Genomic DNA, 13,471 nt, shown 5'->3' on the forward strand with positions numbered 1-13,471 from the left:
GCGGCAATCGCCGCTATTTCGGTTCAAGTTGTCTGTTATCGAATCCGTTTCTCTGCTTGGCGGCGTCAGAGCAGCGTCCGGCCGCCGTTGACGGCAAGTTTCTGCCCCGTGATGAAATCCGCCTTGCTCGAGGCGAGAAAGACGACGGCGTCGGCGATGTCTTCCGGCTTGCCGAAATGGGCCATGGGCGTCTGCGCGAGATAGCCTTCCTTTGCCTGCTGGGAAGCATCGGCATGGCGCTCGACCGGGATCCAGCCAGGCGCGATGAGATTGACGGTAATGCCTTCCGGCGCGAGCTCTCTCGCCCAGGAGCGCGTCATCGAGAGCATAGCGCCCTTGGCGGCAGCATAATTGCCGAAATTCGGATTGCCGAGCTCAGCTATTTCGGAACCGATGTTGATGACGCGCCCGGACTTGCGCGCGCGCCAGTCCGGCAGCACGGCTTGCAGCAGTTCCAGCGGCGCCTTGACGAAGAATTCGAGCTGGTCGAGGTAAGTCCGCCAGGATTGCTCCATGAGCGGCATATCCGGCTGAGGGCCGGTCGCGTTGTTGACGATGAGATCGACCGGCCCGAGCGCTGCCCTGATCTTTTCCAGACCGTCTGCAAGCTGGTCCTTGTCGATCACGCTGAATTTTGCGGCATAAGCCTGTCCACCACGCTGCCGAATGGTATCGACGATCTTCTCGGCCCCCTGGGTGTCGCTCGCATAGTTGACGGCGACGGCCCAGCCAGCCTCGGCAAGCTCCAAGGCGATCACCGCACCCAGACCGCGAGAGGCGCCCGTTACCAGCGCTACTTTCATGGCATTCCTCCTTGGGCCTGTCCGGCCCTTTTCCTCAATGGTGTCAAGCTTGGGCAGCAGCACATTGATGCTGTCTCTGCATCTATGGAACAATATGTCCATGGTGGCCGAAAGCACGTTCCGGCCATCCATTTCAGATATGGATGTTACCAGCGATGATGAACATGCGGCGCGATCAGGCGCTCGTAGATTTCGCGCGTCGCCCCCATGACATCGGCGGAGAGCGGAGCGAGATCGGCCGCGGCGGCATTGGCCTTGGCCTGCTCAGCATTGCGCGCACCCGGAATGACGACGGTGACGGCATCGTTCATCAGGATCCAGCGCAGCGCGAAGGCTGCCATGCTGGTACCGGCTGGAACCAGCCTCCGCACCTCTTCCACGGCCTGCAGACCGACTTCGAACGGCACGCCGGCAAAGGTTTCGCCGACATCGAAGGCCTCGCCATGACGGTTGAAATTGCGGTGGTCGTCGCTGGCAAATTGCGTATCGCGGGTGATCTTGCCGGAGAGCAGGCCGGAGGCGAGCGGCACGCGGGCGATGACGGCGACGTTCTTGCGCTTGGCCTCCTTGAAGAACAGATGGTCGGGACGCTGGCGGAAGATGTTGTAGATGATCTGGATGCTGAGCACGCCCGGATATTCGATCGCCTTCAGCGCTTCCTCGACCTTCTCGACGCTGACGCCGTATCCTTTGATCTTGCCCGCCTTCTGCAATTCGTCGAGCCCGACAAAAACTTCTGGACGATAGAGAACTTCTGTCGGCGGGCAATGAAGCTGCACGAGATCAAGGCTCTCGACGCCGAGATTCTTGAGGCTGCGATCGATGAAGCCTTCGAGATTGGCCTTGGTATAGCCGTCGGCCACATGCGGGCTCAGCCGGCGGCCGGCCTTCGTCGCCACCATCGGGCGCTCGCCGCCGCGTGCCTTTAGCACTTCGGCAATGATCTTTTCCGAGCGGCCATCGCCATAAACGTCGGCGGTATCGATGAAGGTCATGCCGGCATCGAGGGCGGCGTTGAGCGCTGCGCGGCCGTCAGCCTCGCTGACATCGCCCCACGCGCCGCCAATCTGCCAGGCGCCGAAGCCGACATCGGTCACGATAAAGGGCGTCCGTCCGAAGGCATGATGTCTCATGAGTAGTCTCCTCTCTTTTATTCATAAGATGATAGCGCAGTAGCAGCCGCCCGACAGGGCCACAAGCGCACATTGGCGATCGAGGATCGCAATCGCGTGACTGAACACGGCAGGGCGAGCCGGCTTACGAAACCGTTGGATGAAGTCGCAGGCGCGGTATTCATTGCGCCTCTATTTCCTTAAAAGGAAAGACCGGATTTCTGACTGCTATCGGAGCCTATGCCCTCTTTCAGCTTCATCCACGCCGCCGATCTCCATCTTGGCAGCCCCTTCCAGGGCCTGGCCCTGAAGGATGCCGCCGTCGCCGCCGTTTTCGTCGAAGCGAGCCGCAAGGCGTTCTCGACGCTGGTGGGCCTGGCGATCGAGAAGCGCGTCGATTTCTTCGTCATTGCCGGCGATGTCTATGATGGCGACTGGAAGGACAACAAGATCGGCTTGTTCTTCAATCGCGAGATGGCGCGGCTGGAGCGAGTGGGCATTCCGGTCTACCTGCTGCGCGGCAATCACGATGCGGCAAGCGTCATCACCAAGACCATCACATTGCCGCCGAACGTCCATGAGTTCCCGACTAGCAAACCGGGCAGTGTCAGGCTGGAGGCGCTGAAGGTGGCGCTGCACGGCCAGGGCTTTGCCGAACGCTCCGCCAACGACAATCTGGCGATTGCCTATCCCGCGCCCGTTTCCGGCTGGTTCAATATTGGCATTCTCCATACCTCGCTGACCGGGCGCGAGCCGCACGCACCCTACGCGCCGTGTTCCGTGGATGACCTGCGTTCGCGCGGCTATGACTACTGGGCGCTCGGCCATGTGCACGACTTTGAAGTGGTGGCGCAGGATCCGCTCGTTATTTTTCCCGGCAATCTGCAGGGCCGCAATATCCGTGAACGCGGTGCCAAGGGCGCGGTGCTGGTGACCGTCGAAGACGGGCGGATCGATCACGAGCGGCTGATCGTCGATGAGGCGCGCTTTGCGCAAATCGATGTGGTGGTTGGATTGGAGGACGATCAGGCGGCGATCCTGCGTCATGTGGAGCAGGCGGTGCAGCCAGTAGCCGATGAGATGGCGGGTCGCATGACCGCGCTGCGTGTGCGGCTTTCCGGCGTAACGCCGCTGCAGGGTGCGATAGCTGCCAACCGCCAGCAATGGCGCGACGAAGTGGAAGCTGCCTGTCACCGCGTACATGAGGATATCTGGCTGGAAAAGCTGGAACTGCGCCTTGAGCCGCCGCCGGAAAGATCGGCGGAGGCGGACGGCGCGCTCGATCTGCGCCAGTTACTGGCAGACCATGCCGGCGATACGGATATTGCAGCAGAGGCGGCCCGGTTGATCGATGAGATTGCGGTGCGCCTGCCGGGCGGCCTCGGCGCGACGGAACGGCCGCTGGACGACAGCATGGATGCCCTAATCGAAGAGGCGCGGCAATTGCTGCTGGCGCGTGGGCAGGGGGCAGGCTGATGCGCTTCACCCGCCTCGATATTCTCCGCTATGGCGCGCTGACCGATCGAGCGATCGATTTTCGCCCCGACGCACGGCTGCATGTGATCTATGGTCCGAACGAGGCGGGCAAATCCTCGGCTTTGAGCGCGATCTCCGATCTTCTCTTCGGTTTCCCGACCGCTGCCGAGCAAAGCTTCCTGCATGAACCAAATACCTTGAGGATCGGCGCCGATATCAGCGCGCGTGATGGTGCAAAGCTGAGCTTCCGCCGCCGCCGTGGCCGCAAGGGGACGCTTCTCGCACCCGACGATAAGGAGACGGCGCTCGCCGAAGATGCGCTTTCGCCCTTCCTTGGCAATTTGAGCCGCGATGTCTTCGAGCGCGCCTTCGGGCTCGATTCGCAGCGACTGCGGCAGGGCGCGACTGCGATGCTGCGCAGCGGCGGCGAGATCGGCAGTCTGCTATTTTCGGCGGCGTCCGGTCTGACGGGCCTGTCACGTCTGCGCCAGTCGCTGGAAGCGGAGGCGGACAGCATCTATGCGGCCAGGCGCTCGAAGGATCGTGGCTTCTACCAGGCTCTCGACCGCTATGAGGATGCCCGCAAGGCCGAGAAGGACAACGAGCTGAAATCCGGCGACTGGAAGAAGCTGCTTGCCGAAGCGGCCGAGCTGGAGACGGAGCTGGAGCGCCTGCAGGCGGAGCGCCGCAGCACGCGCCAGGCGCTGGATCGGCTTCAGAGGCTGAAGACCCTCCAGCCTCTGCTGTCAGAAATCGATGCGGAAACTCTTGCGCTCGATGGCCTTTCCGATCTTGCCGCCATACCGGACGGCTTTGCCGACAAGCTAGAACAGAGACTGCGGGATAAAGAGACGAGCGAAGCGGAACTGCGACGAGCGCGACAAGCTGTTGCGCGCGCCGAGGAAGATCTCGCACGCATCCAGGTGGATGAAACGCTGTTGCAGATGTCGGGCGATATCACGCAGCTCTTTGCCGATACCGGCAACTACCGCGCCCAGCGTCACGATCTGCCGCGCGTCGATCAGGAACTTGCCGGCTACGACACGACGCTCTCGCAGCTTGCCCGTCGCCTCGGTCTTGCCGAAGCCGAGCTGGAACGGCAGCAGCCGAGCGATATCGATCGCGCGCGTCTGTCCGAATTGGTGGAGCAGGGCAGGCAGCTTGCGCGGCAGATGCAGTCGCTTGCCGAACAATCCGACAGCGAGCGCAGGCAGTTGGCCACGCTCCAGAAGGACAGCCTTAACGGGCGGCTGATCGATCCGAGACCTTATATTGACCAGCTTGAGGCTTTGGGCAGCGATCTCTCCGCCTTGGCTCGCCTTGATGGGTTGGAAACCCAGATACGTCGCACCGATGCCGATCTCCACGAGGCCGCGGGACGATTGCAGCCACCGGTCGGTGACATTGATCTGCTCTTCTCGGTACCGCTTCCCGAAACGACGGAGATTATAGGACATCGCGATGCGATCGACGCGGCGCGATCGAAGGTGCGCGACGCTACCGGCAAGCTGCAGACCTATGATGAGCAGCTGGCTGAGATAGGGCGAATCCTCGCGGATGCCGAGCGCACCGGGCCAGTTGTCACGCGCGAGCAGATCGCCGCTGCACGCGAAAGCCGTGATGTGCAATGGGCCTCTATCCAGGAAAAGTGGAAGGACGGCGCGGCTCCGGAAGCGAAGACCCTTGCGGCACTGACTGTCAGCGTGGCCGAGGCGGACCGTCTGGCCGATGCCGCCCTGAGCGATGCGGATCGGGTCGCGCGCCACGCCGACTATCGTTTGCGGCAGGCGCGTCTGCTGCAGGAGCGGGAGGAGGCTTCCGGTCGGCTCAAGGGCTTCGAGAAGGCGCTGAAGGATGCACAGGAAGCCTTCGCAGCCCTTTTTGAGCCTTGCGGTGTCGATGCCCTCGATCCATCGACGATGCTGGAATGGCGCCGCGGAGTGGAGCTGCTGCGACGTGAGCGCAAAGCGTTGCGGGATCTAATCGATCAACGGGATGAGAATGCGTTGGCGGAAAACCGCGTCTTGCCCGCGCTGCAGGATATCGTCGAGGCAAGCGGCTACAAGAGCGGCCGCCTTCCGCCGGCAGCGATTGCGGAAGGCCTGCGCAAGCATCTGCGCCTTCTGTCCGAACGCTGGAGCGAAAGCCGCACGCGGGAAGGGGAGATCGGCGCGGCGCGTGAAAGGCTGACCCGGTTCGACGACCAGCAAAAGAGCGTGGAACGACAGTACGCCGATTGGCGCGGCGCATTCGCCAAAGCCGTGGAACTGCTCGGTCTGCCATCCGACACGACCCTGGACATGGCAAATGCCGCCTTGAAGGCATGGCAGGAACTGCCCGATGTCCTGGCGGAGCGCGAAAACCGCCTGCGCCGAGTCAATGGCATGCGGCGCGACATGGCGGATTTCGAGCGGCGGCTGGCGACCCTTGGCGCCAATAGCGGCTATGAGCTGGATCATCTACCGCCAGATGCCGCTGCCGAGGCACTGCATACCCGCGTCAACGCCATGCGCGGCGAACTGAAGAAGCGCGACGCCCTGGAGGAGGAACGGCAGCGTGGGGAAGGGCTCGTCGTCCGCCAGGAGGCTGCGCTTGCCGCCATCGCCGCCGATCTGGACGGGCTGACCGCCGATCTCGGCGGTGTCGAAGATCTGCCTGCACTCCTCTCTCGACTGCGCGAACGCACTCGTCTGACTGCCCGGCTCGTCGAAAGCCGTGATCGCTTCCGCCAGCAAGCCGACGTCAAGGCCGAAGACGATCTTCGCGCCGAGCTTGCCGGCTTCGAACGCGTCGCCGCCGATCTCGAAATCGAGCGATTGACGGAGGAAGATCAGCGGCAGTTCGCCGTGCATGGCGAACTTTCCGCACGGCTGGCGGAGAACCGCCGCCAGCGGCAGGCGCTGGAAACAGGCGTTAGCGCCGAATACGCGGTTTTCGAGAAGCTCTCGGCCGAGCAGGATGCAAAGGATCTCGCGCGACAATGGGTCGTGCTGAAGATTGCGGCCCGCATGCTCGCCGGCTCGATGGAGGCTTATCGCGAGAAGCAGGCCGATCCGGTCATCCAGCGTGCCGGTAAGCTGTTCTCGCAGCTGACGGGTGGCCGCTTCTCCCGCCTGGTCGAAGCCCACGATGAAAGCGACGCGCTGCAGTTGCTGGCGGAACGCGCGGCCGGTGAACGCGTGCCGCTCGACGGTCTGAGCGAAGGCACTGGCGATCAGCTTTATCTCGCCCTGCGGCTGGCGTTTCTCGAGGATTATTCCGCTCGCAATGAGCCGGCGCCGTTGATCGTCGACGACATCTTCCAGACCTTCGATGACGAGCGCGTTCGGGCCGGTTTGCAGGTGCTGGCCGCAACGGCCGATCGTTTCCAGACGATCCTCTTTACCCATGAGAGAAGCGTGGTCGACATTGCCAAAAGGGAAATCGGCAAGGATCTCGACCTGATCCAGCTCTGACCGGCTCGCAGATCGCGCTACGGCATCGATGGGATATGCAGTTGCGTCGGTATCACGATCCTCGGGTCCGACTTGTCCCGGCTGTAGGCTGGATTGAGCGCACGGTCGATGAAACCCTGCGTGGCGTGGAGCCGGCGCAGGTTCTGCTTTTCCTGCTCGAAACGCTTTTTCCGCTCGCCGGATTTGTCCGAGCCGCGCGACAGCGATTCATGGTGATAAAGACAGGCGAAGGGCGTCCAGACGATGCGATAGCCGGCTTTGTGAGCCCGCAGACAATAATCCACATCATTATAGGCGACCGCGAAATTCTCCTCGTCGAAAAGGCCGATTTTTCGTAGGCAGTCCCCCGAGATCAGCATCACCGCTCCGGTTACGCAGGTCATGGTGTTGCGCACATGCAGCCGGTTCATCGGTCCGCCGAACTCCTTGGGCTTGTTCAAATACCAGTGACCTGCAAGTCCGCCGAAACCGATGACTACACCGGCATGTTGCATCTTGTCGTTTGCGAAGAGCAGCTTGGCGCCGACGATGCCGGTCCTGTCATAGGCGAAGCAGGAGACCATCTCCTTCAACCAGCCCGCTTCGATGACCTCGATGTCGTTATTCAGGATGAGATAGTGCTCCCCCGTCGCCGCGCTCAGGCCGCGATTGACCGAGCGCGAGAAGTTGAAGGCTTCCGGTGTGACAGTTGCCGAAAATCGCGGCTCGCGCTGGCGGTAGCGCTCGTAGAGATCGAGGACTGGTTGATCCGTGGAACCGTTATCGATGACCAGAACTTCGAAATTCGGATAATCCGTCTTTTCAAAGAGATCGCCGAGGATGCGTGAAATCAGATCGAAATTGTTTTTGCTCGGAATGACGATCGAGATTTTCGGCCACGCATGCGGGGCTTCGAAGATGATCCGGTGCAGCGTCGTGGTGAGAGCGCCCTCGACGGCGATCGGCTGCTTTAGCCGCTCAAATCGTTCGACCAGCGCTTTCCTGGCGTTCGTGGTGGCGGCCTCCATGAACTTGCGGGAAAAGGTCTTGCCATTGCGCCGCCACCAATATGCCGGGTAGGGCAGGTGGAGGACGCTCTCCTCGGGGACGCCCTCCAGATAACGCAGCAGCAGATCGTAATCCTGCGAGCCGTCGTAGCCCATGCGGAGATAGCCGATTTCCCGGAGGCGGTCGTGGCGGTAGATGGAAAAATGATTGATGTAATTGACGCCCGTCAGCAGCACGGAATCATAAGCAGGCTTCAGCATGACGCCGGTCGGCTTCAAGATGTCGTCGACCACCAGTTCGTCTGTATAGAGGAAATTCGCGTCCGGATTTTGCTCCAGCGTATGCCGGATGAGCTTGAAGGCATGCGGTGCGATGACATCGTCATGATCGAGAAAGGCGATCCATTGCCCTCGTGCCTGGGACAGACCTGCATTGGTAGCGGCCGCGATGCCACCGTTGCGCTCATTCAGCACAAAACGGATATTGTCTTTCGATTGTTGGCTCCGATACCACTGCAGCGTTTCCGGCGACGTCGAGCCATCATCGCTCAGGATGAGCTCGGTGCCTGTTTCACCCTGTTCTTCGAAGGATTTGACGAGGTCGTCCAGATAACGGGGCGGAGCATTATAGACTGGAACTACCACACTGAGCCAGGTTCCCACCGCCGGTACCGATGCTGTCTCCAGTTCTGCAGCAAGCCTATAGCTCGCCTCGGCATATTGTATCGTCAGGTTAGGCGCGCGGCGCCCCATGCGCAGTCTGGGCAATTTCAGCCAATACTGGGGCAGCCTGCCGAGATCGACACGTTTGGTTCGTTCCTCGCTTCGAAGAAGGGTTGCAATATATCTTTCAGCCAATTTTTCGGACGCAAAGGCCTTGGCGGCGAACTGGAACGTCGTCGGGAAGCTGGCCGGATCGGCACGCAGGGCGCAGATGGAGCCGACCGAACCGATGTCCGCGGTGATGACGAAACGATGCCCTTCCGGAAGAGAGACCGTATCCTTCTCGCGGAAGCCGTAGCCGCGATTGATATAGAATTTGGGATCTAGCGGCTCGTCGGTTGCGACTACATGGATGACGATCAGCTTCTTTCGCACCGGCGAAAATCTGATCTCGAAAGCCGGATCATCCCCCATGGATTTCCATAGGCTGGGATCGGCGTCAACGGAGATTTCCCGTTCGAGATCGGCGTTCGGTATGATTTTGAGTGTCATCAAAATATTGATTTCTTCTAAATGCGAGCAGAGGCATTGCCTGAGAAATTCCTGGCCTAGCCCGCGCCGCTGAGAGGTTCAAAACGTATGCCGGGAAATGTCGGACTGGCATACAGCCGCATTTTCTCGATCGAATGTCGTGTGGCATCGCGAGCAGAAAGCCGTCGCGCGCGGTCGCCGATGAGCAGGTCGATAGCGGCAAGCCACTCGTCGGCGGTATTGCCGATGTGAAGTTCCCCGGCGACGACGCATCGTTCGAAAGTCGGGCATCGGGAAAATATGGCTGCTGCCTGCAGGCGGCTGATGTCGATCCGCTTGGTATCCGAGCGGCTCGCATTGGTCTTTCCGGACAGAAGAGGAGCCAGAGCGATATCGGCTTGATGATGCGCTGTCTTTGCGAGATAGGCCGGCCACGGGAGCGGCGGAATGATCGCCATTCTCGCCGGGTCGATCCCTTGCAAAGCCCAGCGTCGAGCGAGAGCGCCAGCGGCAAAAACCTCGAAATGCAGGTTGCCGTGTTTTTCCATCGCGGCTTTGACGATCGGCATGAGGAACTCGTGTTCGCGGCGATGGACGCCGGTGGCATGGTAGACCATCTTCAGCGGCGTGCCTCCGTCATCCCTGACATTGACCACGATTTCTGCTGCATCCGCTGGAAGCGGGGGCAGGATATCTATCCGATGGCTTCTCATCGCGAGCGCGTTTGCCAGGGGTTCGGTCGAAGTCCAGACATGAGTAAGGAGCCTATTGACCCTCGGCATTGGACTGACCGCCAATTTGATCAGCCTGAACTTATAGAGCCAACCGGCTTCGTTGCCGGTCACGACGGCGGGGATGTCGTCATCGACGAAATAGGCGACCCCGGCAAGCGTGCCTCGCCTTTCCTCCAGCCAGCGCAATTGCGGCTGCTTAATGTAGCGGCAAATGATGACGAAGAGTCCGTCGCTATCGATGGCGTCGAGGGGGTCGTCGAGGCCTTTCATGATGACCGGAATGTGGCCGAGTGTCTTGGCCCGCTCAGCAAGATAGTAGCTGAAGCTCGGATTGGGGTGGCGCGACAAGATGAGCAGACGCCTGGCAACGCGCTCACCATCTCCCGCCAACGCACTGGATGGCCGCGGTCTTGGAAGCAATTGATAGACGATATCGCGCAAAACTTGCATGGGGCTTCCGCGCAAAATCACGCCAGGCGACTTCGGAGATTTGCGAGGATGCCGAAAACGGCACCCCAGGCAAGGAGCGTCACACCCAAGATCCCGCCGATCCAGAGTGCCCGCTGAGGATACTCCGCCTCGTCGGGCAGGCTGGGAGCCAGGAACGTATCGAGGTAGAGCAACTGCTGCTTGCTGACGAACTTGACCTGCTCCAGCGTCTTCATGCTCGAGGCAAATTGCTGCTCGGCAAGGCTCTGTTCCAGTTCGCGCTGCGACATATCCACGGAAACGTCCGCGAGATTCTGTTCGGATTTGTTCTGCCCGGCGACTTGACTGTTCAGCTGATCGATCTGCTTCTGCCTGCTGTCGATCTCGCGTTTCAACACGCGCATCTGCGGTGCATCGGCGGAGACGGTCCCAAGCAGCGCGTCATATTTCTGTTGAAGCTCTATCCTCTCCTTCTGCACGGATGAGATCAGGTTCGTGATAACGGTCGACGATCCCTCGACGCTGAGGACGCCTGTCCGGTTGCGCGCAATCAAAAGCTGATCTCGCGCCTTCTGCAGCTGATCCCTAGCATTGTCGAGATTCGCCTGTGCGGTTGCGATGACGTCACGCCAGATGCGGGTGTTGACGTCGTTAACAACGACCTCGGACGCGGCGACAACCTCGCGCAATACCTTCTGAGCATCGGCCGCGGTGAAAGCCCGTGCCTTGACCGTCACGATGCCGCTGTTCGCATCGATCTTGACCGAGACCATGTCTTCCCAGTAATCGAGCAGCTTTTCCGAGCTCGCGTCTTTTTTCAGGCGCGCGATCCGGTCGATAGTGTCGTTTCCATAGATCTTTTGAAAATCGACTTTTTCCTCAAGAGCGGCAACCATGTCCTTGCTCTTGATGAAGTTGGTGACGATCAGGGTATTCTGGACGATCTGTGCCGGCGGCAGGCCGGTCACCTTGGTAATCTGATTGCTGCCGAGTGCGGGCGTGGAGGTGCGGACCGTAAAGCGCGTTTCCGATTGATACTGATCGGACGCGACACAGGTAAAATAGTAGATCGAAGCAACATTGGGGACGACAATCAGCAGAAAGGTCGATGCCAGCATGACCTTGCCGATGATCTGCTGCATCGGCCGCGGCCGCAGGCCGACGGCCTTGAACAGCTGGCTGCGCCTCGATGTCGAGAAGCGCAGTTTCCGCGCGGTCACCGACAGATTCGTGGCCACGTTCCGGCTACGCTCCGTCGCGCTGAGCTGAAGCGTTTTTGGCGCGTTTTCGGTATCATGAGCCATATTGGGCCTTGCTGTCGATCCCTGATCTTCTATCGATTCAATCTATAATAGGCTTCGATAGCCTGCTCTACCTTATCGAAGACGATAAGTCTGCCATCGACAAGTACAATACCCCTGTCGCAATGTGTATTAATCATGCTCATGCTATGGGACACCATGATGATATCGGAATTCTTGCGCCTGTTCTCGAACGCGATGCGGCAGCGCTCCTGGAAGCGCGCATCGCCGACCGCCAGAACTTCATCCACGAGATAGCATTCGAACTCGATTGCCATCGAAAGCCCGAATGCCAATCGAGCGCTCATGCCCGAGGAATAAGTGCGTACCGGCGCATCGAGATAGTCGCCCAATTCGGCGAACTCTTCGACGAAGCGGGAGACGCGCCTAACATCCTCGCCGTAAGCGCGCGCAACGAAATGAACATTGGCCCGCCCCGTCATGAAGGGATTGAAGCCGCTGCCGAGGCCCAGCGGCCAGGATACCCGAACATTTTTGCTGATCTTGCCCGAATTCGGCAGCATCGTGCCTGCAATCATGCGGATCGTTGTCGATTTTCCGGCACCATTCACGCCGAGCAGGCCGTAGGAATAGCCGGATTCGAACTCACAATGCACCCGGTCGAGGATGATCTTCTTGCCGCTCTGTGTCTTGAAGAATTTCGAGACGTTCTTGAAGCTGATCATGGTGCTTTCCCACTCATATCCGGTGATCCTCGACGGATGCCCAGATGAGAGAAAGGGTCGCCCAAGTGACAACAAGCGCAAGCAATATGATCAGCGGTGTGCTGACGCGACGCGGAAATATCGATTCGTCTGGCAGCACCGGCTTGACGAAAACGGCGAGATAGAGCGTCTTGCGCAGAGCTTCGGCTAGCACGGCATCGTAGTTCTTCTGCGCGCTTTCGTAGAGCTTTTCCGCGATCATGCGATCGGTCTCCAGCCTGGAATAGTCCAGCAGGGCCTTTGCAAGGCTTGCATTCTCAGGGCCTGTCAACTCCGATCTCATCTTTTCGATCTGTGCATCGAGACTGTCTTTAGCGAGATTGAGCTGCTGATAGGTCGGAGAATTCTGGGCATTGGATTGCCGCATGACGAAGAGGCGCGTTTCGAATTCCAGTTTCTGGGCCAGCAGCCCTGTCAGAAGCGTGCCGCTGTTCCTGGCTTGCATCTGCGGGCTGAGAAGGCCGGATGCATTTTGGAACTGGTTGAGGGCGATCAGCGTGTCGCCATAGGCCTTGCCGCTTTTCTGAACGTCGGCCTTCATGCTCTGCACGATGTCATTGCGCGCCCGTTCGGAAAGCTCGTTGATGAGCTTTTCGCTTTCCTCGATGATGGCGTCAGCGAGCTTGACGGAATCATCCGGTGTGAAAGCCCTGACCTTCAGTGTGATGATGCCGGAGGTGACGTCTATATAGGCGCTGACATGATCGTTCCAGTACTTCAGGAACTCTTCGTCGGATCGCGCCGAACTGAATCGCGACAGGAAATCCGCATCCTGCCGGGTAAACATGGCCCGATAATCGAGTTTCTTGCCGATCCGGTTCAGAATTTCCGTCGAGTGAATGAAGCTGGTGACGACATAGGCGTCCTGCGAAGCCGAGCGCATGTTCAGAGCGCTGGTGGCTCCGCCGGGGTCGCCGGCATCGCTGGTGTCGCCTGCTCCCGACACGGCACGAACGGCAAAACGTGCTTCCGCCACATATTGGTTCGAGGCAATGAAGGCGTAATACACCGAACTGGCCAGAAAAGGCAGGATAACGAGCAATACGAAGCCGATAAGCCTCAGCGGCGGCTTACCGCCCGACTGTGTTTCGGGCTCGTTGCTGTCATGCACCGGGATGTATTCGATGTCCTCGAGATCGGTGCGCGCACGCTGCGCCGGCAGCCTGCGCCGAAACAGCGAAGGCAGGATATGCCGGCTCGTTTTTACCCGCGGAGAGTCCTGAATTATCGCGTCTTCAATGACTGGCTTCGGCATG

General features: G+C 59.9%; 9 protein-coding genes. 2 read left to right on the plus strand and 7 right to left on the minus strand.

What is annotated here, in order from left to right:
- Positions 1 to 65: 65 nt before the first annotated feature.
- Together AC13RC_RS04110 and AC13RC_RS04115 are read right to left on the minus strand one after the other, a co-directional pair.
- The gene (locus tag AC13RC_RS04110) at positions 66 to 803 is read right to left on the minus strand and encodes an SDR family oxidoreductase (protein ID WP_112723100.1); all 738 of its coding nucleotides are present in this window, start codon (positions 801 to 803) and stop codon (positions 66 to 68) included.
- 146 nt (positions 804 to 949) lie between these two features.
- Entirely contained in the window at positions 950 to 1,936 is a 987-nt protein-coding gene (locus AC13RC_RS04115; RefSeq protein WP_488556557.1) for an aldo/keto reductase, read from the minus strand.
- 219 nt (positions 1,937 to 2,155) lie between these two features.
- On the opposite strand from AC13RC_RS04115, the gene AC13RC_RS04120 reads away from it, so the two are divergent.
- Together AC13RC_RS04120 and AC13RC_RS04125 are read left to right on the plus strand one after the other, a co-directional pair.
- Positions 2,156 to 3,391, plus strand: coding sequence for a metallophosphoesterase family protein (locus AC13RC_RS04120; RefSeq protein ID WP_488556558.1), 1,236 nt, complete (start codon positions 2,156 to 2,158; stop codon positions 3,389 to 3,391).
- On the plus strand, positions 3,391 to 6,846 hold the full coding sequence (locus AC13RC_RS04125; RefSeq protein WP_488556559.1) for an ATP-binding protein: 3,456 nt from the start codon (positions 3,391 to 3,393) through the stop codon (positions 6,844 to 6,846). The genes AC13RC_RS04120 and AC13RC_RS04125 overlap by 1 nt, the downstream gene beginning before the upstream one ends.
- A 17-nt stretch (positions 6,847 to 6,863) precedes the next feature.
- Here the strand turns inward: AC13RC_RS04125 and AC13RC_RS04130 are convergent, their stop codons facing one another.
- The 5 genes from AC13RC_RS04130 to AC13RC_RS04150 all read right to left on the minus strand — a co-directional run bounded on the left by AC13RC_RS04130 (position 6,864) and on the right by AC13RC_RS04150 (position 13,470).
- Positions 6,864 to 9,047 (minus strand): glycosyltransferase family 2 protein, encoded by a 2,184-nt coding sequence (locus AC13RC_RS04130; protein ID WP_488556560.1) that lies wholly within the window; start codon positions 9,045 to 9,047, stop codon positions 6,864 to 6,866.
- A gap of 56 nt (positions 9,048 to 9,103) precedes the next feature.
- Complete coding sequence (locus tag AC13RC_RS04135; protein WP_488556561.1) at positions 9,104 to 10,210, minus strand: hypothetical protein; 1,107 nt, start codon at positions 10,208 to 10,210, stop codon at positions 9,104 to 9,106.
- Between the two features lie 17 nt (positions 10,211 to 10,227).
- Positions 10,228 to 11,427: a KpsE/RkpR family capsule polysaccharide export protein gene (locus AC13RC_RS04140; protein ID WP_488556562.1), complete on the minus strand. Its 1,200-nt coding sequence runs from the start codon at positions 11,425 to 11,427 to the stop codon at positions 10,228 to 10,230.
- Between the two features lie 95 nt (positions 11,428 to 11,522).
- Positions 11,523 to 12,176, minus strand: coding sequence for an ABC transporter ATP-binding protein (locus AC13RC_RS04145; RefSeq protein ID WP_069616299.1), 654 nt, complete (start codon positions 12,174 to 12,176; stop codon positions 11,523 to 11,525).
- Between the two features lie 13 nt (positions 12,177 to 12,189).
- Positions 12,190 to 13,470 (minus strand): capsule biosynthesis protein, encoded by a 1,281-nt coding sequence (locus AC13RC_RS04150; protein WP_113328988.1) that lies wholly within the window; start codon positions 13,468 to 13,470, stop codon positions 12,190 to 12,192.
- Between the last annotated feature and the right edge of the window lies 1 nt (position 13,471).

The sequence above is a fragment of the Martinezella sp. CNPSo 3890 genome, from assembly GCF_057784455.1.